This is a genomic window from Methyloceanibacter superfactus (assembly GCF_001723305.1).
GTDB classification, from domain to species: domain Bacteria; phylum Pseudomonadota; class Alphaproteobacteria; order Rhizobiales; family Methyloligellaceae; genus Methyloceanibacter; species Methyloceanibacter superfactus.
Genome location: NZ_LPWF01000028.1, coordinates 36041 through 55711, shown reverse-complemented (window position 1 = coordinate 55711; position 19671 = coordinate 36041). Strand labels below are relative to the sequence as shown.

At 59.1% G+C, this 19671-nt stretch carries 19 protein-coding genes and 2 tRNA genes; 11 read left to right on the top strand and 10 right to left on the bottom strand.

Annotation, left to right across the window (positions count from 1 at the left end; all coding sequences use genetic code 11):
• Window positions 1–118: 118 nt before the first annotated feature.
• Window positions 119–604: a DUF1036 domain-containing protein gene (locus AUC69_RS10945; protein ID WP_083239342.1), complete on the top strand. Its 486-nt coding sequence runs from the start codon at window positions 119–121 to the stop codon at window positions 602–604.
• A gap of 100 nt (window positions 605–704) precedes the next feature.
• The gene (gene pyk, locus AUC69_RS10940) at window positions 705–2030 is read left to right on the top strand and encodes a pyruvate kinase (RefSeq protein ID WP_425283531.1); all 1326 of its coding nucleotides are present in this window, start codon (window positions 705–707) and stop codon (window positions 2028–2030) included.
• A 5-nt stretch (window positions 2031–2035) separates the two neighbouring features.
• Here the strand turns inward: pyk and AUC69_RS10935 are convergent, their stop codons facing one another.
• From AUC69_RS10935 to AUC69_RS10925, 3 genes are all read right to left on the bottom strand, one after another.
• Window positions 2036–2962: a tetratricopeptide repeat protein gene (locus tag AUC69_RS10935; RefSeq protein ID WP_069442184.1), complete on the bottom strand. Its 927-nt coding sequence runs from the start codon at window positions 2960–2962 to the stop codon at window positions 2036–2038.
• Between the two features lie 104 nt (window positions 2963–3066).
• Window positions 3067–3192, bottom strand: coding sequence for a type B 50S ribosomal protein L36 (gene ykgO, locus AUC69_RS10930; RefSeq protein WP_069442279.1), 126 nt, complete (start codon window positions 3190–3192; stop codon window positions 3067–3069).
• A gap of 185 nt (window positions 3193–3377) precedes the next feature.
• Entirely contained in the window at window positions 3378–3638 is a 261-nt protein-coding gene (locus AUC69_RS10925; RefSeq protein ID WP_141700747.1) for a PepSY domain-containing protein, read from the bottom strand.
• A gap of 179 nt (window positions 3639–3817) precedes the next feature.
• Here AUC69_RS10925 and AUC69_RS10920 point away from each other — a divergent pair, with 179 nt between their 5' ends.
• The 6 genes from AUC69_RS10920 to AUC69_RS10895 are packed head-to-tail and all read left to right on the top strand — an operon-like array spanning window position 3818 to window position 6437.
• Complete coding sequence (locus AUC69_RS10920; protein WP_069442182.1) at window positions 3818–4273, top strand: ArsR/SmtB family transcription factor; 456 nt, start codon at window positions 3818–3820, stop codon at window positions 4271–4273.
• Complete coding sequence (locus AUC69_RS10915) at window positions 4162–4611, top strand: SRPBCC family protein (RefSeq protein ID WP_069442181.1); 450 nt, start codon at window positions 4162–4164, stop codon at window positions 4609–4611. Before AUC69_RS10920 ends, AUC69_RS10915 begins: the two co-directional genes overlap by 112 nt.
• A 14-nt stretch (window positions 4612–4625) precedes the next feature.
• Window positions 4626–5132 (top strand): VOC family protein, encoded by a 507-nt coding sequence (locus AUC69_RS10910; protein WP_204377316.1) that lies wholly within the window; start codon window positions 4626–4628, stop codon window positions 5130–5132.
• A complete protein-coding gene (locus AUC69_RS10905) occupies window positions 5129–5629 on the top strand; it encodes an SRPBCC family protein (RefSeq protein WP_069442180.1) in 501 nt (166 codons plus the stop codon). The genes AUC69_RS10910 and AUC69_RS10905 overlap by 4 nt, the downstream gene beginning before the upstream one ends.
• A gap of 24 nt (window positions 5630–5653) precedes the next feature.
• Window positions 5654–6067 (top strand): VOC family protein, encoded by a 414-nt coding sequence (locus AUC69_RS10900; RefSeq protein ID WP_069442179.1) that lies wholly within the window; start codon window positions 5654–5656, stop codon window positions 6065–6067.
• A gap of 10 nt (window positions 6068–6077) precedes the next feature.
• Window positions 6078–6437: a DUF1428 domain-containing protein gene (locus tag AUC69_RS10895; protein ID WP_069442178.1), complete on the top strand. Its 360-nt coding sequence runs from the start codon at window positions 6078–6080 to the stop codon at window positions 6435–6437.
• Window positions 6438–6447: 10 nt separating this feature from the next.
• On the opposite strand, the gene AUC69_RS10890 is transcribed toward AUC69_RS10895, so the two are convergent.
• The 3 genes from AUC69_RS10890 to AUC69_RS10880 form a co-directional block, all read right to left on the bottom strand.
• Window positions 6448–9183: an AsmA family protein gene (locus AUC69_RS10890; RefSeq protein WP_141700746.1), complete on the bottom strand. Its 2736-nt coding sequence runs from the start codon at window positions 9181–9183 to the stop codon at window positions 6448–6450.
• A 519-nt stretch (window positions 9184–9702) separates the two neighbouring features.
• Window positions 9703–9850, bottom strand: a tRNA-Val gene (locus AUC69_RS17505).
• A gap of 306 nt (window positions 9851–10156) precedes the next feature.
• Window positions 10157–10549, bottom strand: coding sequence for a Rap1a family protein (locus AUC69_RS10880; protein ID WP_069442176.1), 393 nt, complete (start codon window positions 10547–10549; stop codon window positions 10157–10159).
• A gap of 348 nt (window positions 10550–10897) precedes the next feature.
• Between AUC69_RS10880 and AUC69_RS10875 the strand changes: the two genes are divergently transcribed.
• Window positions 10898–13993: a type ISP restriction/modification enzyme gene (locus tag AUC69_RS10875; protein ID WP_158008091.1), complete on the top strand. Its 3096-nt coding sequence runs from the start codon at window positions 10898–10900 to the stop codon at window positions 13991–13993.
• Window positions 13994–14078: 85 nt separating this feature from the next.
• On the top strand, window positions 14079–14357 hold the full coding sequence (locus tag AUC69_RS10870) for a hypothetical protein (protein WP_069442174.1): 279 nt from the start codon (window positions 14079–14081) through the stop codon (window positions 14355–14357).
• Window positions 14358–14451: 94 nt separating this feature from the next.
• Here the strand turns inward: AUC69_RS10870 and AUC69_RS10865 are convergent, their stop codons facing one another.
• From AUC69_RS10865 to cpdR, 4 genes are all read right to left on the bottom strand, one after another.
• The gene (locus AUC69_RS10865; protein WP_141700745.1) at window positions 14452–15687 is read right to left on the bottom strand and encodes a hypothetical protein; all 1236 of its coding nucleotides are present in this window, start codon (window positions 15685–15687) and stop codon (window positions 14452–14454) included.
• A 1053-nt stretch (window positions 15688–16740) separates the two neighbouring features.
• On the bottom strand, window positions 16741–17367 hold the full coding sequence (locus AUC69_RS18595) for a site-specific integrase (protein ID WP_280136642.1): 627 nt from the start codon (window positions 17365–17367) through the stop codon (window positions 16741–16743).
• A gap of 460 nt (window positions 17368–17827) precedes the next feature.
• A tRNA-Val gene (locus AUC69_RS10850) sits at window positions 17828–17902 on the bottom strand.
• 73 nt (window positions 17903–17975) lie between these two features.
• The gene (gene cpdR, locus AUC69_RS10845) at window positions 17976–18335 is read right to left on the bottom strand and encodes a cell cycle two-component system response regulator CpdR (protein ID WP_069442277.1); all 360 of its coding nucleotides are present in this window, start codon (window positions 18333–18335) and stop codon (window positions 17976–17978) included.
• 273 nt (window positions 18336–18608) lie between these two features.
• Between cpdR and AUC69_RS10840 the strand changes: the two genes are divergently transcribed.
• Complete coding sequence (locus AUC69_RS10840) at window positions 18609–19508, top strand: N-formylglutamate amidohydrolase (RefSeq protein ID WP_069442170.1); 900 nt, start codon at window positions 18609–18611, stop codon at window positions 19506–19508.
• Window positions 19509–19671: the final 163 nt, after the last annotated feature.

Below are 19671 nucleotides of genomic sequence, written 5' to 3'. Positions count from 1 at the left end.
CGCGGTGATTGACGAAGCCCAACAGGCTTTATAATCGACTCCGGCCGGTCAGAGAAATGCAACCAATTCGATGCTACCTTTCGGAGTTCGTTAACCGAATTTCAGACTTGAGAGACTGATGGTGACTTCAACCCACGAATTGGCGACGCCGCCCAGGACTGCTCCCGGGCGCTCGCTGCTCCGGCTCTGCGGACCCCTGCTGTTCGGCCTGGCCATGTGGCTCGGCGCCACGCCCGCGCATGCCGATCTCAAGTTGTGCAACACCACCGCGAGCCGCGTCGGCGTGTCGATCGGCTACAAGGACATGGAAGGCTGGGCCAGCGAGGGGTGGTGGAACATCGCCTCCCATACGTGCGAGACCCTGCTTAAGGGCGTGCTGATTGGCCGCTTCTACTACATCCACGCGGTCGACTACGATCGCGGCGGCGAATGGGCCGGCAGGCTCTTCATGTGCACCGACGACAAATCCTTCACCATCCGAGACACCGCTGACTGTGAAAAGCGTGGCCACAAACGTACCGGATTCTTCGAAGTTGATACCGGCGAGGAGCGGGACTGGACCGTCCGTCTTACCGATCCGGATGGTGAAGCAAAGTCCCAATGAGGCGTAACCGCCGGGTCAAGATCGTCGCAACGCTCGGTCCTGCCTCCACCAACGAAGAGACGATGCGGCGCCTGTTCGAGGCGGGCGCGACGTATTCCGCGTGAACATGAGCCACGCCACCCATGACGGGTTGCGCGAGGTGCACGCCATCACCCGCAAGCTCGAGACCGAGTTCTCCCGTCCGATCGGCCTCCTGGTGGACTTGCAGGGCCCCAAGCTGCGCGTCGGCAAGATCGAGTCCGGCGCCATCCGGCTCACCCAAGGCGACATCCTGAGTTTCGTCCGCCGTGAGGCGATTGGCGGCTTGGGCCGCGTGCAGCTGCCGCACCCGGAAATCTTCGAGGCCGTCGAGCAGGGCCATGTGCTTCTGCTCGATGACGGCAAGCTCAAGCTGCGCGTCGTCGAGGCGAGCGATGTCCGCATCGACGCCGAGGTAATGACGAGCGGCGTACTCGGCAGCCGCAAGGGCATCAGCCTGCCTGACACCGTCATTCCGATGGGCGCGCTGACCGACAAGGACCGCGCCGATCTCGAATGCGCCATGTCTCTCGGCGTGGCCTGGGTCGCGTTGTCCTTCGTTCAGCGCGCCGAGGATGTCGCCGAGGCGCGCAAGATCGCGCGCGGCCGCTCCGCCATCATGGCCAAGATCGAGAAGCCGTCCGCTGTGAACCATCTCAGAGAGATCATCGATCTCGCCGACGGGATCATGGTGGCGCGCGGCGATCTAGGCGTCGAGATGCCGGTGGAGAAGGTCCCCGGCCTCCAGAAGCAGATCAGCCGCGCCGCGCGCAACGCCGGCAAGCCCGTGGTCGTCGCCACCCAGATGCTGGAATCGATGATCTATGCACCCGTCCCCACCCGGGCGGAAGTGTCCGACGTCGCCACCGCCGTGTTCGAGGGCGCAGACGCGGTCATGCTTTCGGCGGAGTCGGCGGTCGGCAAATATCCGGTCGAGGCCGTGGCCACCATGGACCGCGTCGCCAAGGAAGTTGAGCGCGACCCGCTTTACGCCGCGATCATCCACGCCCAGCGCATCGACCCGCAAGCCACCGAGTCCGACGCCATCTCGGCCGCGGCCCGCACGGTGGCCGAGACCCTGAAACTGGCGGCGATCGTCTGCTACACCGCCACCGGCGCCACCTCGTTGCGCGCCGCCCGCGAGCGGCCCCAGCAGCCGATCCTGGCGCTGACGCCGATCCCCTCCACCGGCCGCAAGCTCGCGCTGGTATGGGGGCTGCATTGCGTGTTGACCGACGATCCGCGCGATCTCGACGACATGGTGGAGAAGGCCTGCCGCATCGCCTACCAGGAGGGGTTCGCCCTCCCCGGCGAGCAGGTCATCATCTCGGCTGGCGTTCCGCTCGGCACCCAAGGCGCCACCAACCTGCTGCGCATCGCCACTGTCGGCGACGGCTCGGACGAGTAGCAGCCCTATTTCGCTGGAAATTGGGACAGGCGCGGCGTCTGATGGCGCCTAGATGTCCTGGCCTTCGACTTCGCGCTTGAGCGCCTCGCGCCCGCTTGCGCGTCCTCCAGGAACGGATTGACGGCCAGCGCCCGGCGATACGCTTCCAGCGCTTCCTTCTTGGCGCCCATCCGTTCGAGCACCAAGCCGAGATCGCTGATGGCGCGGTAGTGCTTGGGATCGAGACTGAGGGCCCGGCGCAGGTCGGCCAGCGCGCGCTCGGGCTTGCCTTTGAGCAGGTTCACCTTTGCCCGCAAATACCAGACCTCGGCCTCCTGCGGCGCGATGTCGACAATAGCATCGAGAATGGAGAGTGAGAGGTCGACTTCGGCCTCGTTGGCAAATTGCGTGGCCCGGCTCATCAGCAAATCGACCGTGTCGCTGCCCGAGACCGTCCACAACTCCTCGATGGCCTGCATGATCGGCTCCGCAGCCGTGCTATTCCGCGCCGCGCCGAGCTGATCGTAAAGCTGCGCCAGCAGTTTCGGCCGGTCCAGCGGTGCGATGACCGGCAAATCCCCGAGCTCAAGGTCGAGCTTGTTGTCCTTGGTCTCCTCCGCTGACTGCGGCGGTGCGGACTCGTCGGCATTCTCCTTGAGATCCGGGCGCAGCACGGGGGCGGCCTCGTGCGGCTGGGCCCCTTGCGGCACGGCCGATTGGGGTCCCCCATCCAGACCGGGAAGGTCCAAGTCGCCGTCAAGGCCCGGCAAATCGAGCTGCGGCTCGTCCAGAGCAGGGTCTTCGCCGTCTTCGGGCTCGTCACCCAGCGTGTCGAGATAGATCTGCGCCAGCACCACAGGCGGGGCCGCGAGCGCGGGCGCGCTCCATAGGCCCAACCACAGCAGCGCGCCGGCCGCGAGCGCAATGCTTCCGGAGTTCGGATCCTTGATCATGCTGGAAAGGTACGAGCGCGGCGCAGGATGCGTCAAAGCAATTCCACGCCAAGACCCCAGGTAAGAAGACCCCAGATGAAAAAGACCTGGGGTCGTACCGAGGCTTAGCCCTGGCGGGCTTTGAAACGGCGGTTGGTCTTGTTGATGACGTAAAGCCGCCCGCGGCGGCGCACCACCCGGCAGTTCCGATGGCGCGCGCGCAAGGACCTCAGTGAATTCTTGATCTTCATGGCAAAGCCATCCATTCGGCTAAAAACGAGGCAAGGCGGCCCTTTGGTGAAGGCCGCCCGCGAGTTGGCCGGACCATAGGTGAGGCCGGCCGGTTCTGTCAACACGATGGACACCGGACAAAAAAACGCCCCGCGGCATGCTGTGGGCATGCCCCGGGGCGTGAATTCTCGGAGACTTCGGCCGACTAGTCTTCCTTGACCTTCTTGGTGACCTTGAAGTCCTTGTCGAGATAGACGTCGTACTTGCCGTCGTCCTTGCAGACCACGTCGTCTGCCTCGTAGCCACCGTCTTCCATCTCGATATTGGTGTCCTCGACGGTGCACCCCATACCTCTGATCGTCTCCTGCACGCCCTCCATTTGCTGCTCGGTGAGCGCTTCGTCCATCGCATAGGCGGACGCACCGGTGACAAAGGTGAGAGCGAGAGCTGCTGCAAAGATCCGCATGAGTGTCTTCTCCATAGACTTGTCCAAAGACTTAGCCCCCGCGAAAGGGGGGAAAGCGGACTATCCGCTTGGAGCGTTTAGACCGCCATTTCCTAAACATTTCATGCGCGCATAGCTTGCAGATGACGCTGAATGCCACGGAGGTTGACAAATCCTTCCCGGGCTCATAACTTAACCTAATGGTTAAGTATCAAGACGCAGCGCTCGACCGCACCTTCGCCGCTCTGGCCGATCCCACGCGGCGGGCGCTGCTGGCGCAGCTCGAAACGCAAAAGGCGCTCTCGGTCAGCGAGCTTGCCGAGCCCTTCGCCATGTCGCTGCCGGCGGTCCTGAAGCACCTCAACGTGCTGTCGGACGCGGGGCTGATTACCCGCAAGAAGACCGGCCGGACCGTCACCTGCCGCTTGACCGCCGAGCCCATGGAGCAAGCCATGGACTGGCTCAACCACTATCAGCGCTTTTGGTCCGAGCAGCTCGACCGGCTCGCGGCCTTTGTGGAGGACGACCCATGCCCCCCCAAGTCATGCCCGCCCAAGCCAATCTCGCAACCAAGCCAAGCCTCACCCTCAAACGTCGTCTCAATGCCACACCGGAAAAAGTCTTCGCCGCCTGGACCGACCCCGAAAAAATCGTGAGGTGGTTCGGCCCCGATGCCGGACCCGTGAAGCACGCCGAGACCGATGTGCGCACCGGCGGCCGTTACGCCGTGGCCTTCGACACCGAGGACGGCGAGCAGCACCACGTCAGCGGCGTCTACCGCGAGGTGGTGCCGAACGAGAAGCTGGTGTTCACCTGGTCATGGCGCACCATGCCCGAGCGCGAAAGCCTGGTCACTGTTCTCATCAAGCCCGACGGCGACGGCTCGCTCCTCACCTTGATCCACGAGCAGTTCTTCGATGCGCCCGCGCGCGACCGCCATCGCGAGGGCTGGACCGGCTGCCTCGACAAGCTCGAACGTTTTGTCGCCGCGTAACTCAGGAAACCGCCATGCCCATTATCCAGCAAAAGATCACGCCGTGCCTGTGGTTCGACACGCAAGCCGAGGACGCCGCCAAGTTCTATTGCGCCGTCTTCGACAATTCACGCATTAGGACCGTCAGCCGCTACGGCGAAGAGGGCCACGACATTCACGGCATGCCGGCGGGCTCGGTGATGGCCGTGGAGTTCGAACTGGACGGGCAGTTATTCTCCGCGCTGAACGGCGGCCCTCTGTTCAAGTTCAGCGAGGCGATCTCGTTTCAGATCCGCTGCCAGGACCAGGCTGAAGTCGACGACTACTGGGCCGAGCTCACCGCCGATGGCGGTGAGGAAGGTCCTTGCGGCTGGCTCAAGGACAAATTCGGCCTTTCCTGGCAGGTGGTGCCGACCGCGCTCTACGACATGCTGACGGGCGACGACCACGCCGCCTCGCAGCGCGTCACGAAGGCATTTCTGCAAATGAAGAAATTCGACATCGCGGCGCTCGAGCGCGCCTTCGAAGGAGAAAGCGTGTGAGCACCGCAACCACCCAGAAGTTTGTCATCTCCCGGACCTTCAATGCCCCATTGGATCGTGTCTGGAAGGCCTGGACCGAGCCGGAGCAGATGGCCCAGTGGTGGGGCCCGAAAGGCTTCAAGGCCGACGTGAAAATGCTCGACCTCAGGCCCGGTGGGAAGTTCCACTACCTTCTCGTGTCACCGCAAGGTCAGGAAATGTGGGGCCGAATGCTCTTCCGCGAGATCGTGCCCAAGGAAAAGCTCGTGTTCATCAATTCCTTCTCTGACCCGGAAGGCGGAGTCACACGGCACCCGATGGCCCCTGACTGGCCGCTCCTGATGCACACCACGATCAGCTTCGCCGAGAAAGACGAGAAGACCACCGTCACAATCGAATGGCTCCCTTACGAGGCGAGCGACACCGAGTGCGAGACCTTCGACGAGGGTCGCGACTCCATGCAGGCCGGTTGGACCGGAACCTTCGACAAGCTCGAGAACCATCTCGCCGATGCCTAGCTGTTATTTCCGAGGAGCGCCTGAATGAAACTCAATCCGTATCTAAATTTTGCCGGCACCTGCGAGGAGGCGATGACGACCTATGCGAAGGTTCTTGGCGGCGAGATCGTCGCCATGCTGGCCTATGGCGACATGCCGGGCGAAAACCCCATCCCCGACGACATGCGCAAGAAGATCGCCCACGCGCGCTTGATCGTCGGCGACCAGGTCCTCATGGCTTCGGACGCGGGGCCAGAGCACTACAAGCCGATGCAAGGTGTGTCGGTCACCCTCAACATTTCGGAACCCGCCGAAGCGGAGCGCGTCTTCAGCGCCCTCGTCGAGGGCGGCATGAAGATCATGCCTCTGGAAGAGACATTCTGGGCGCACAAGTTCGGCGTGCTCGTCGACCGCTTCGGCACCCAGTGGATGGTGAACTGCGAGAAACCGAAGGAATAGGAACAGAGCAATGCCCTATGTCGATGGATTCATCGTCGCTGTGCCGAAGAAGAACGTCGATGCCTACAAGCGTCTGGCGCGCAAGGCCGGCAAGATCTGGAAGGAGCACGGCGCGCTCGAGTTTCGTGAGTGCATCGCCGACGACGTGAAGAAGGGCAAGCTCACCTCCTTCCCGCGAGCCGTGCAGATGAAGCCCAGCGAGACCGTGTTCTTCTCCTACATCGTCTACAAGTCGCGAAAAGATCGCGACCGCGTCAACGCCAAGGTGATAAAGGATCCCCGCCTCGCCGGCATGATGTCCGGGAAGGATATGCCGTTCGACGGCAAACGTTTGATTTATGGCGGGTTCAAGGTGACCGTCGACATTTAGCGAGCAAGCCCTATCGGCCCTGGCCGCCCAGAATGCCCAAGCCGAGCGGGCCTCGCGAGCGCGGCTGATTGGCGGCGGGTGCGTTGCCGCCGCGGGCGCGTTGCGCCGTCTGCACCACGCGGCAAGGCACGCGCCCCGGCGTCCCCGCCTTGGGCTGGACGATCGTGGCGAGCAGGTTGAGCGGCGAAGCGAGCGTGCCGACCACGGCGCCCGCCACCGGCGCGCCGGTCAGCCTCACGCTCGGACTGCCGAGCTTGCCTTGGATGGCGAAGGGCTGCGCGATCTTGATGAATTGGCTCTGTAGCGCTTGCGGCTTGAAATGGAGATCGACCCGGTCGGAGCGATAATCGATATAGCCAACACCGACGACCTGCACGTTGCGCGTCTCCAGGACCAGCCCGCGCGTGCTGCCCCGCCCCTGTTTGAACGAGAACGGCGCGACCGCGCAGACCAGCGTCGCCTGACCGCCGCGCTCCCCGCGCGTCAGGAGCCACGCCGGCAGGCTCATGCCGGTAAGATCGAGCAGGCCTGTGCCGATCCAGCCATTGCGCAGCGAGACCGAGAGCGAGCCGTTCAGCGAGCGCGGAATCTGCGCCTTGGTGTTCCCGGCCCCCGAAAGGTCGTAGGTGACGTTCAGCGCGCCGCTCACCGGATAGCTGACCTGCATTTCTTTCAGCACCGCGCCGATCTGCAGATTGTTGACGCCACCCTTGAGCGCGAAGTTGTTCTGCGCCGGGTTCGTGTCGATCTTGCCGTTCGCCGACGCCTTGCCGCCGAGATAGCTCAGGGTCAGCGGCTCCAAGCCGATGACGCCCGCGAGATAGGTCACCCGGCCGTCAATATTGCTTGCACCGTCGCCGCCGCCGGCGATCTTGGCGACCTTGATCTTGAGGTCGACGAACAAGGACTCCCAGACCTTCGAATAGTCGAAGACGTCTGCGTCCGCCTCGTCGACATTCTCCTGGTAGACCGCGTTGATCGAGGCCAGCTTCAGCAGGTCCGCGAGATGCAGCAGGGCGGTGGAGATATCGCCGGACAGCACCGGCTTGCCTTGCGACAGCGCCCCCGCCAGCGAGCCCTTCAGCGTCGTTTGGCCGACCAGCGTGGTGCCGGCCATGACGATCCGCTCGTCGCTTCCCGTGATGGAGCCGTCGAACTTGACCGCGCCCACCTCATCCACCTGACTGCCGAGCGCCGCGGCGAACGGCTTGAACCGGGGGATGTCGAGATGGGCGGCGAATTTCAGCTCCTTCACTTCAGGGATGTCGTCGAACACCAGATCGATGGCGAGCTTGATCAGCGAGCTGTCGGTCACGTTGGCCGTCAGCGACTCGATGCCCAGCGAGCCATCCGCGTCGGACAGCGCGATATGGCCCGACAGATGGCCGAGCTCCCCCGCATGCTCTTCAGCCGCTAAGTCGAGGAAGTCGGCGGCGAGAAAATCGATCTCGCCTTTGAGGTCAACCCCTTGGAACGCCAGAATGTCCTTGACGGTACCGGCCACGCGCACGCTCGGGCGCTGCGGATCGCCGGCCAGCACCAGCACATCGTAGATGCCGAGCCGGCCTTGCTTGTCCTTAAAGAGCCGCTCGGCGGTGATCGGCCCAATGTCGCGAAGATTTGCCGTGACCGAGCTGGTGAACACATGGAAGTCACGCACCGACGCGCCGTTGAGCGGTCCTTCGATCCGGCCGTTGAATCCGGTAATGCCGAGATCGTAGATCGGCGCCTGTTCGCCTTCGGCCAACGGCTTCTGCGCGAACGAGCCCGTGAGCGAAAGGTCGAGCCCGGTTCCTGCGGCGATGTCGCCGATCCCGCCGGTGAGCTGATATTTACCGCCGCTCTCGAATGCGAGCGTGAGCGCAAGGTCCGAAACCTTCAACGCGTCGAGCGACCCGGCTAGTCGCGCCCGGACTTTGCCCCGGCCCGCCATGTCGCCGCTGATGCCGTAAATGTCGAGAAAGCGCTTCAGGTCCGGCGTCGAGGACGCCAAGGTCATGTCGACCGTGTCGCCCCACATACCGAAGCTATAGGTACCGGCAAGCGTGTTGCTCAGGCCGGCGTGGATCACCGACAGCGTGAATTTGCGCTCATCCTCGTCGTCGCCCGGCGGCTCCACCTTACCCTCGAGCTTCCACGGCTCGCCGTTGAGACTGCCGGCGCTCGCCGCCGTGACCCCGCCATCGCCGGCGGGTGTCGTGACGATCTCGTCGAACGCATAGCGAAGACGGAACCCGCTATCCATATTGACGTAGTCGAGCGCGGCGTCGTGCAGGGTGAGGTCGTCGGCGAACCGCGACCGGAGGAAATCGCCGATAACCTCGGATACGTCGACACCGTCCACGTCCTCGGGCGCGCCGCCCTCGGGAATCTCGATGGCGACTTTGAGCCCATCGACCACAAGCGTGTTGAGCTGCACCTGACCGGCAAGGAGCGGCACGAGCGGCAGCTTGAGGCTGAGCGACTTGGCCGACATCGCCTTGAGGTCGGAGGGCAGCTCGGATTCGACCGCCACGAGATCGGCGATCGTTATCGTCGGTTCCCAGTCATAGCTGATCTGGATCGGCCCTCTGACCTCCACCTCGATATCGATGGCATCGCTGAGGAGATGTTCGATATTGCTCCGCCGTAGCGGTTCGAACGACTTCAGATAGAGGACGGCCAGCGCCGCGGCCGGCACCGAAAACACCAAGACGGCGATAAAGACCAGCCGGACAATGAGCCGGATGGGAGACGAAGGGCGCATCAGTGGCTTCACCTGAAGGCTTCGCGGGGTAACACGGAGATAGCAAGCCTAGACCAACAATCGCGCGCGGAAAACCTGAAGCCCAGGACCTCACGGCAGAAGATGTAAGCCAATTTCCAAAGCGGCCGTCCCGGTGGAACCGAAAGGGCCGCGGCGCGTTGGGCTGTGGTGTCCGCTAGAGACGGGGGTCTCCCATGCAAACCGACACCTATATCTTTGTGGTTTGGGCTCAACGCAGCGCCCGTAGCATTTTCGGTCCCGCGTCCAACCCGGTCATGCTGAATGGCGGGTTCCTCTGCTTCGACAGCGAGGAAAAGGCCCGCGCCGAGAGTGACGAGCTCAACGCGCGCTCAGGCGCCACCCATGTGCGTTACAGCGTCAGACCGGTCCGGGTTCAGATGAACCGGCCGAGCGGCTTGGCCGAAAGCCAGGGCCCCGCATCGCGCCACGCGTGCCACCGATCCAGAAGCCTCTGCCCGGTCTCGCCGCGATCCGATTGGCCTGATGGGATGGAAGAAATGGTGGGCGGTACTGGGATCGAACCAGTGACCCCTACGATGTCAACGTAGTGCTCTACCGTCCGTCGCCCTGCGGGCTCCTCACAAAAGATCGTAAGATCAGCTGCTTACGCAGTTTACGATCTTTCGTTGAGCTACGCAAACCGCCCGTCCTTGTAACCTTCGCTGTGACGTAGCTGTGACAGAAGGGGGTACGGAGGGGGACAGGGGGCCTCTGCGCATTATTGGATGCAGCCTCGAGAATATCGAAGAGAAATTCCTCAGTTTGAAAACGGAAGAGAACCTTGAGCCAGGTCAGCCAATCTTCGTCGATCGCAAAAGGTGATCGATAGCTCTATGCTCAGTTGAAACCCCCGAGGAGACGGTGCCGCTGTACGACTCAAAATCGTCTATGAAGGCGTCGCTGTTGGGCATGTTTGGAATGACAAGCAGGTGGCCAGTCTGATAACCGCAAGTTACCTTCCCGTGGGAAGGAAGCGTGCATCAGCATCAGCTTGTCTGTCTTTACAGACCCATCCCTTGTACTTGAGCGCGAGATAGAAAATCTGGCTGGCGGATGTCTTCGAGAGTGGAAACCCGCCTTTCTTCGCGGTGCGCATCTGCTCTATGACGAGAGCTCTCATCGCTCCCACCGACACCGATGACGGCGCACAACTGATACCGAGCACAGTGAGTATCTGGCCAGAGGCCATTGTGTACCCAAGACACATGCCCTCCTTCATCGCTCCGAGCTCGCCGGTATGCAGATCAGAGTCGCAGGCATCAAGGAGGTCCTCTCCTGATACGTCGGCAGCGTGAGCTGCTGTTGTGAGCGCAATGAACGTCGCTATGGTCGCGAGCGTTTTCATGTGCGGTCCCTTCTCTTCACGTCTGAGGAAGCTGTTCCTCCCAGCCGACGAGCATACCACCCTCGCATTACGCGCCAAGGTATTGAGGGGTAACTGAGAGGGGTAAATTGGGGGTGTATTTAGGGTACGTTTGGGGGTGTTTTAGGGGGTCAGTTTTGACATACCCCTCGGTCGTATCGCTTGCACTATTGTAAGGTTTTTCAGCCATTTAGTTTGGCCAGTGGCCGATGGTTTTCCGTCCGGGCGGGCTTTTTGATCGTGTATTGCAGTATTGCAGTATTGCAGTAGGCCCGGGGAACTTGCCTCTTCCACGCCGCCCGGGACAGTATGAGGCTTGGGGGATTCGGCGTGAAGGACGTCTTCGAAAAATATATCTTAGAGCTCAGGAAGGCTTATGCCGATGGAGGCACGGAGCAGTCCGGACGTCCTGCGCTCCAGGAGCTTCTCGATGCATTTGCCGCGGAACAAAACCCTCCTGCGAGCGTCCAGCATGAGCCCAAGCGCGTAGCCGAGAAGGGCGCACCGGATTTCCAGGTCTCCAGCCAAGGCATGATCCTGGGCTACGTGGAGAACAAGTTGATCGGCGAGAATTTGACCAAAATTCTTAGGTCCGATCAGATCGTAAAATACAAAACTCTCTCGGACAATATTGTCCTGACCGACTATCTCCACTTCATTTGGATCAACAGATATGGACCACCGCAAAGTGAGAGGCTTTGCGATCAAACGGATTTTGAAAATCCGAACTTCCGATTGCGAGCGGATCGAGTTGGAGCAGTCGCCAAGCTACTCGAAGGCTTTCTTTCGACCGCACCCGAAGGCATCGGGCGTGCGCAACAACTTGCGCTCGCGTTAGCGACGCGTAGCAAGTTACTCCGCGACTATCTGAAGGACGAGCTCCTACGCCAGGAGCAGGATCAGGGTGAGGGCCGACTTTACGGACTCTTTCAGGTTTTCCGCGATCAAGTGTTTCACGAGCTGACGCTTGAGGAATTCGCAGATGCCTTCGCTCAGATGTTGGCTTACGGCTTGTTTCTAGCACGCCTGAATTCCGGTACCGAGATCATCACGCTGCACAACGCGCGAGAACATGTCCCTGGATCTTTTCGGCTAATCCGTGAGCTGGTCGACTTCCTCACTGAGCTTGAGAGGCGTGAATATCGCGATGTTCGCTGGGTAGTAGAGGAGGTGCTATCTATCATCAATGGACTGAACTTACCGGCAATTAACGAGGATTTGTCGTTTCGGCATCGAGACGCAATCAGCCGGAACGTTCGGGCGGCCGACGAGGAAGAGCATCGGTTGTTCGAACGCGACCCGTTCATCTACTTCTACGAAGATTACCTAAGTGCCTACGCCCCGGCTATGCGGAAGAGCCGCGGTGTCTATTACACGCCCCCACCTGTCGTGAATTTCATCGTGCGTGCGGTTGACGATGTTCTGAGGAAGACTTTTGAAATTGATGAAGGCCTTGCCGATCACCGACTTGTAAAATTGCTCGACTTTGCATGCGGCACCGGCACATTTCTGTTGGAGGTGTTTCAGCGCATCCTCCACAACATAGGCGGGCCGGAGGCTGGGCGGGCCGAACCAATCGTGCGCGAGCATTTGCTCAAAAACTTGTTCGGGTTTGAATACCTAATTGCTCCCTACACGATCGCACACCTGAAACTCTCGCAATATCTGCGCGACCAGGGTCATCCACTGCGCGAAAGAGAACGGCTCCAAGTTTTTCTCACGAACACCCTAGAGCCGGTAGATCCGCAGCGAAACCTACTTCTGCCGGCACTTAGTCAGGAAGTTGAAGGAGCCCAGTCAGTTAAGGACATGCGGCTTCTCGTTATAATCGGCAACCCGCCCTATTCGGTCGAAAGCAAGAACACAGGCAAATGGATTTCAGCGCAAATCGAGGCATACAAAAAAGTGGATGGACACGACCTGGGAGAGCGCAAGCATTCTCTGGGAGACGATTACGTTAAGTTTCTTCGGTTTGCTCAAATAAAAATAGATGAGGTTGAGCGAGGTGTGGTCGGGGTAATTACGAACCGCCGCTTTCTCGAAAACGTCACTTTTCGTGGCATGAGGCAATCGCTTATGGCCACCTTTGATCAAATCTATGTTCTTGATCTGGGCGGCGCCTCTGGTTCCACCTACGAGGGAGGCCCCGACGAAAACGTATTCGACATAACTTTAGGGGTCGCTATCACCATCTTCGCTAAAACCGGGGGCGAGCCGCGGCTGCGCTACCTTCGGATAGGAGGCAAACGAACTGATAAATACCAATATCTCAGTCGGGAATCGGTCGTAAGCGACGACGCCGTAGACGTGCATCCAACGACTCCGAACTACTTTTTCATGCCCCATTCGGTTATCGGCACCGAGCTGGATTCCGTCTTTAGCTTAAGAGATGTTTTTCGCGTTTTCGGCGTGGGTGTGTACACCGCACGAGACGCCCTAACGACGGCCTTTAGTGCCGACGAGCTTGCCGCTCGAATTAAGACGTTTGCGGGTCTTCCGGCTGAGGAAGCTCGTAGCGTTTTTGATCTACGCCGAGATGCTCAAGCCTGGTCCGTAACGGGTGCCCAAGAGGACATCAGGAATACGAATGCGGACAAGCGTTACATTCAGAAACTGAACTACCGACCGTTTGATAGCCGCACCACATATTATACGGGCAAATCAAATGGATTTATCAGCCGACCCGGCTATGAGGTTATGAAACATCTGCGGTCCGGATTTCCTAGCCTAGTCACGTGCCGCCTGCTGAGCAGTGAGACTTGGGCTCACGCGCTAGTTACGGACGGAATAATCGACAATTGCTATATCTCCAGCGCCTCTCGGGAAAGGGCATATGCCTTTCCACTGTATCTAGAGTCTAACGCTCAATCCGGGCTTGTCCCAAATATTTCCGATGTATTTCAAGCCTTCGTTGACTCGCGCTTCGAGCATCACTTCTCGCCGGAAGAGATCCTCGGCTACATTTATGCGGTGCTGCACGCGCCAACATATCGGACCCGCTACGCGGAATCTCTGCGCATAGATTTCCCGCGCGTACCATTTCCTGAGTCTAGGAAGATTTTTGAAGAGCTATCGGAGCTCGGGTGGGAGCTTGTGCAAGCGCATTTGTTGCGCGAGTTCCCGCGGCAGGAGCTTGCATCCTACCATGGCAATGGAGATCATCTGGTCGAAGACGTCCGCTACTCTTACGAGGATCAGGCCATAAGCATCAACGACACTCAATGCTTTAAGCCAGTGCCCGAAGCCGTGTGGAAATTTGAGATTGGTGGATATCAAGCGCTTGAGAAGTATCTCAAGTCGCGAAGGGGCCGGGCGCTATCACTAGATGAGCTAAACCAGGTTCGCGCCATCGCCGACAGCGTTGCTTTCACCTGTGACCGGATGGGAAAAATCGACGAGGCATACCGGTCGGCTTTTCCCGAGTAGGGATAACTTGCTCGAAGCCCTCGCGCCATTCCAAGTTTTTGCGCATCATTCTAGTGATTCGATTCTTCGGAACACGAGTGGACCAATGTCGCGCTCCAGTGAAACGGACCTTTTCGCAGCAGACGCTCAGTCTGATCTGTTCGGCGCGGAGGCTGCGCCCACTTACCGGCCAGATCCCGACAAGGTGAGGGCACGGCTCCACAAAATTCTGGCAGAGACCCGCGCAGCTGACGAGCTGCCGTGGGGCCGCGCGAGCCTTTATCGCACGATTTTTCCGCAGATGACGCTTTGCCTGCCCGAGGAAGAAGGCGCGCAGTTGCGCTTCGAGTTCGAAGCGGAGATGGAGCGACTGAAGGCCGCCTGAACTGCCGATTTCAGGCTAGCGCAAGTGCAAAGAAGGGCAACTTGTTTGCTGACGCTGCCCTTCTCGCTGAACATCACACGATGCGAGGCTAGTTTTAGAAGGGAATTTCCGGCAGCAGCGATTCTCTTGAAATAGCGCTTGTGCGCTGCATCTCGTTGAGGCCCTTCAGCTCATCTGGATGGGGCAGCACTGATCCTCTCGGAAGCTGTCGGTCCCCAGGCAACAAAGTGGCCAACCGGCCTTGACCCGGTGTTAGATTCTTGAGGTAGCCCTGGTTGACCGCCTTTGCGACGTTCCGGCTTATGACACTAGGATCCCTACCGAGCATCTCTGCAAGCTTCACTTGGCTAACCCCATCCATAGAGGCGCCCCGCTGACCCTGCAGCTCTTGAACGCCCTCCACAACAAAGCGAACCTGTTCTGGGACCGCGTTGTCTAGGCCATAAGCCAGCGGCTCGGCGACGAAAGCGTACACAGCTTCATAGTCGGCAAACTTTGCGATTACAGACCCATCCTGATCTCTGTCCCTGGTGCATTGGTGCAATAGTGCATGAGCAGAGATCAATGAGAGGATGTGAGGGAAGTCTCGCAGCACTCTGAAGTGAGTATCAGGCAGCGCTTTGGCGAGCTTATCGGCATAGGGTATCGCTACCGAGAGCGGACGAGAGCCTACAAAGCGATGCAAGGCAAACCAGGGCCCGGTATCTAAGTCTTTCGGTTTCGATTTGACCCCTGCCGCCTGTTTCAGTAACGCCTCGCGGATCCTTTCAGGGGATTCGTCGAGATGATAGGAAAGCATGCGGCTCTCATCCTCTGGATGAAGAGCATTGGCCGTGGTCGTCAGAATTAGGCCTGTGGGACCTTCAAGAGGTTGTAGCTCTTGTCCGACGTTACCCTCAGACGTGCTTTGTACGGTTGCGTAGCGGACCTTTCCTTCAGTGAGAAGCTGGCGCAGGAATGCCCTCCCTGAGCCTTCCGAAAGACCGGCTGCCTCGCCGATCACGAGGTATCTGTGCTTGAGGTTTAGGCCCTTATTATAGAGCAGAGCCTTTTCTGACATGCCTGAGAAATACTCATACGCTTCGCTCGGGATAAACTTAAGCGCCGTGTTGAGAGCATAAGACTTCCCACTTCCCGACGGCCCCTTGATAACCAATGATGCTGGTTTATCGAGGAATCGCGTGTAGAAGCACGCAAATGCTAGTTTAACAAGATCTGTGCAACCTGAATAACCTTGCTCTCTTATTGACTTATCTAATTTATTTAGTATATTTTCACTTTCAAAGAACTCATGATCAGATTTCGAGAATTCATGTACAATGCCATTCATATAGTGATCCCCTAATGATTAGAATATTCAGGTGTGATGCGAAATGTTTTTCGTTCACTGTACAAATATTATATCAAAAAAAAACGCCACGTAATAGATACACTTAATTGTCTTTGGACGGATAGTTTCGTGGGGACGGTAGTACTGCAGCCTGTCAGTCGTGCTGTGCAGGCTTCTTTAGGTCCCAATAAAGGTGCCTGAAGATGTTTTCGAGAGTGCGTTCCGTAGGAGGATACTGGTCTGGAAACGTCGCCATAGCCCACTCTCTCAGCGATCGTATCTCAGCTGCTAGCTTGTCATGCAGCTCACCCGTTTGCCCTCTGCGCCTCAGTTCTCGTTCTAAGGCTGGCCTATGGAGGTAGCCCGGCCTACCGGGAAAGCGTTGCGCTTGCTCGTATTTTCGGAACCAAAACTCCGGTTCCTCCCACCCCTGCTTTTCGCAAAACTTTTCGAGCCACGGTTTATCAACATGCTCATCAGGGTCAGGCAAATCATGGTCAAGAGGCAGTTCCGCGAGTTGGTCCTTACCTTCCTCCCACCGTTGGAAGTTTATGATGGCTAACTGGAGCTCACGCAGAATGAGGCCGCTAGGCAAGCCGAGCTCAGGCGCCCACAACTCGGCAATCTCTCGCAGTGACATCCAGCGAACGTTATTGAGCCGGAGTTGTGGCATGCGATTTCAGCCTTTCGTCCCTTCCTCGACGAACCACTTCTCGTTCTTCTTATCTGTTTAGGGCTTGGGGTTCACTACGGAGGGAGAGCTATGCCACGGCTTACTCGCTGCGATGTGCCCATAGGATTACCCCACGCAGCTTACAGCCAGAAAAACGGCCATAAGAGTATCGATACAGCATGCGAAATGCCAATGCCGGTGTTGCAATAAATGCCTAATACCCCGGTCGCATCAATGCAGTCATTGCGGCTAACAGTGGCCCAAATAATAAGAGCGCTCACGAATCCCATAACGACATAAACTGCACCGATCACTTTAATTGCATTCATCACCACCCCCCCAAATCCTAATTATAGCGCTTTCTGCGAGCATCGACTTCATCAACAGTCGAGCTTTTCAATAATTTTACAGCGCATGGGGTGTGCGTACCGAAACAGCATCCTAGGGTCTCGATGACCGCTGATGAGCGCTACTTCTGGAACTGTAAGACCGCGCTCAAAGAACCGGCTAATCGCTTCGTGCCTGAGGTCATGGAAGTGCAGGTCAGCTAGGCCTGCTCGTGCCCTGAGCCGGTCCCATGCCAACCGAAAGGCATTGCCCGACATTGGGAATACCCAATCTCCCATCTCGCTTAGCGTGTCTAAGACCTCGGTGGTCTCTCTCATCAGTGGAAGTGTCCGAGAGTGACCGTTCTTCGTGTGCGGGATCAGCAGCGAACGTCCCTCCCTATCGATGTGGTCCCATCTCACGTTCAGTATTTCTCCGCGTCTCATACCAGTGGCCACGGCAAACAGGATGATAGGAACGATCAGCGGATTGCGACATGACCCAGCTGCAGCCATAAGCCTGTCGAGCTCACCCTCATTGAGCCTACGTTCGCGTCTGCGTTGAGAAGCACTGAGTCGAAGTTTACCCAAGGGGTTCTCGGGCAGAGGCAAGCCCCACTCATCTCGTGCCACTTCAAAGAGATTGTGCAGAGGAGACAACTGGCGCTTGAGGCTCGTCATGCTGATCGTTTTGAGCCTCTCGTCTCGATACGTCGCAAAGTCCTCTGTGCGGATATGGGAAAGGGGTTTTCGACAGATCGGATGACGAAGGAAGGCCGTGAGTACAATCCTCTCGACCTCGTATCCTCGCTTCTTCGGACTCACCGTGTCCCGGTATCGCTCGACGAGCTGACCAAGGGTGATGCGGTGCAGGATTTTCGGGTCGCTCGGCAGCTCAGAGCGATCGGCCTGGACCTCTGTTTGTCGTGCCCAAGCTTCAGCGTCTTTGCGGATCAGAAAGGAACGTGTGACAGAGGGGAAGCCCACCCGCCGGATTTGGACTTGCCACTTCGCTCCTCGCTTACGGATCGTCGCCATAGGGAAACCTCTCGCTGTGACAGAACTGTGCCAGCTGAGGTTCCGGTCATATTGTGAGGAGCAGGTCTCTTGCCGAAAACTGAGTCGGGGCAAGACCTTAAGATGGTGGGCGGTACTGGGATCGAACCAGTGACCCCTACGATGTCAACGTAGTGCTCTACCGCTGAGCTAACCGCCCGCTGCCTCGAGGCAAGGCGACTTCTATATGGGTGGTGATGGGCGAAGGCAACCCGCCGTTTCGCCCCTCGACCTTACGCCGCGAGCATCCGCTCCACCTGATCCACTAGATCGCGCAGGTGGAATGGCTTCGACAGGATCTTGGCGTCTTTCGGCGCGTTATTGTCTGGATTGAGCGCCACGGCGGCGAAACCGGTGATGAACATGATCTTGAGATCGGGATCGAGTTCCGTGGCCTTGCGCGCCAGTTCGATGCCGTCCATCTCCGGCATCACGATATCCGTGAGGAGGAGCATGAAGGGCTCTTCCTTCAGCCGCTCATAGGCGTCGAGCCCATTGCCGAACGACACCACGTCGTAGCCGGCCTTCTCGAGCGCCTTGACCAAAAAGCGGCGCATATCCTCGTCATCCTCGGCAAGCAGAATACGCTGCACGCTGCGTGCCCGTGGATCGTTCGCCTCCATATTCCCCGTCCCCCTCAACTCTCGCCTGATAGGGCGTACACGACTTTGGTAAACGACCGCTTGCCCTTGGCCAAAAAGACCAATTGGATCGCCCCCTTACTGAACTCCAAATCATTGCTTCTATTTGGGCCGGGCACAAGGCAGAACACGCCTAGACAGGTTCAACTCTCGTTGGCAGAGTTTACAGGCTAGGATTCTCAAGGCCGGCGGACCCCGCATCACGGCCCAGCGCAAGGATTGGCCATGAGCCTAAGCGAGGCCGAGGCGATCGAAACGGAGCTCAACCCGCCGTTTTTCGTGGCGCGGCCGGGGGAACTGAAAGTTCCCCTCGTATTCAACTCACCCCATAGCGGGCGCATCTACCCCAGCACCTTTCTGGCCGCCTCGCGGCTCGACCCGCACACCCTGCGCCGCTCCGAGGATTCCTTCGTCGAGGAACTGTTCGGCTTCGTCCCCGATCTCGGCGCGCCCCTGCTCCACGCGCATTTTCCCCGCGCCTATCTCGACGTGAACCGGGAGCCCTACGAACTCGATCCGGTGCTGTTCCGCGACGGCCTTCCCCACTATGCCAACACCCAGTCGGTGCGCGTGGTCGGCGGGCTCGGCACTATCGCCCGCATCGTCTCGGAGTCCGACGAGATCTACCGCGAGCCCCTATCGGTGGAAGCCGCGTTGGAGCGCATCAACCGACTCTACACGCCCTATCACGAGACGCTCTCCACGCTTCTCCTTGAAGCAAAAAGGGAATTTGGGCTCTGCGTGCTGATCGATTGCCACTCAATGCCGTCCAACCCGGTCGCGGCGCAGAGCATGGGTCGGCCGGACTTCGTGCTCGGCGACCGCTTCGGCACGTCATGCAGCGGCGAGCTCACCCGGCTCGCGGCGAGCCAGCTCGAAGCGCAAGGCTATGCCGTGGCGCTCAACAAGCCTTATGCCGGCGGCTACATCACCGAGCATTACGGCCGTCCACACAAGGCGCAGCACGTACTTCAAATTGAAATCAATCGGGCGCTCTATATGGACGAGACGCGATTCGAGAAATCGGCCGGCTTCGAGCGGCTGCGCGCCAGTCTAGAGACCATGGTGCGCGGCCTCGTGCCCGGCATCCCGGGCCTAGCTATTCCACGCGCCGCTGCCGAATAGCCGGGGACGCAGCAATTCAAAAAAAAATGGGCCGTCCGATTGAACGAACGGCCCAAGTCTAGGGAGGAAACGCCCAAGGAGGGCAGCGGCACAGCCTGGAGAGCCATGCCGCATTGCAACAATATGTCATTGCGGCGCACAAAAATCAAGATAGCTCTACCCT

What these genes read in the sequence shown, in the direction of transcription:
- AUC69_RS10945 (WP_083239342.1), top strand. Translation starts at nt 119, where the DNA reads ATGGTGACTTCAACCCACGAATTGGCGACGCCGCCCAGGACTGCTCCC.
- AUC69_RS10935 (WP_069442184.1), bottom strand. Translation starts at nt 2,962, where the DNA reads ATGATCAAGGATCCGAACTCCGGAAGCATTGCGCTCGCGGCCGGCGCG.
- ykgO (WP_069442279.1), bottom strand. Translation starts at nt 3,192, where the DNA reads ATGAAGATCAAGAATTCACTGAGGTCCTTGCGCGCGCGCCATCGGAAC.
- AUC69_RS10925 (WP_141700747.1), bottom strand. Translation starts at nt 3,638, where the DNA reads ATGCGGATCTTTGCAGCAGCTCTCGCTCTCACCTTTGTCACCGGTGCG.
- AUC69_RS10920 (WP_069442182.1), top strand. Translation starts at nt 3,818, where the DNA reads ATGGTTAAGTATCAAGACGCAGCGCTCGACCGCACCTTCGCCGCTCTG.
- AUC69_RS10915 (WP_069442181.1), top strand. Translation starts at nt 4,162, where the DNA reads ATGCCCGCCCAAGCCAATCTCGCAACCAAGCCAAGCCTCACCCTCAAA.
- AUC69_RS10910 (WP_204377316.1), top strand. Translation starts at nt 4,626, where the DNA reads ATGCCCATTATCCAGCAAAAGATCACGCCGTGCCTGTGGTTCGACACG.
- AUC69_RS10900 (WP_069442179.1), top strand. Translation starts at nt 5,654, where the DNA reads ATGAAACTCAATCCGTATCTAAATTTTGCCGGCACCTGCGAGGAGGCG.
- AUC69_RS10895 (WP_069442178.1), top strand. Translation starts at nt 6,078, where the DNA reads ATGCCCTATGTCGATGGATTCATCGTCGCTGTGCCGAAGAAGAACGTC.
- AUC69_RS10890 (WP_141700746.1), bottom strand. Translation starts at nt 9,183, where the DNA reads ATGCGCCCTTCGTCTCCCATCCGGCTCATTGTCCGGCTGGTCTTTATC.
- AUC69_RS10880 (WP_069442176.1), bottom strand. Translation starts at nt 10,549, where the DNA reads ATGAAAACGCTCGCGACCATAGCGACGTTCATTGCGCTCACAACAGCA.
- AUC69_RS10870 (WP_069442174.1), top strand. Translation starts at nt 14,079, where the DNA reads ATGTCGCGCTCCAGTGAAACGGACCTTTTCGCAGCAGACGCTCAGTCT.
- AUC69_RS10865 (WP_141700745.1), bottom strand. Translation starts at nt 15,687, where the DNA reads ATGAATGGCATTGTACATGAATTCTCGAAATCTGATCATGAGTTCTTT.
- AUC69_RS18595 (WP_280136642.1), bottom strand. Translation starts at nt 17,367, where the DNA reads ATGACGAGCCTCAAGCGCCAGTTGTCTCCTCTGCACAATCTCTTTGAA.
- AUC69_RS10840 (WP_069442170.1), top strand. Translation starts at nt 18,609, where the DNA reads ATGAGCCTAAGCGAGGCCGAGGCGATCGAAACGGAGCTCAACCCGCCG.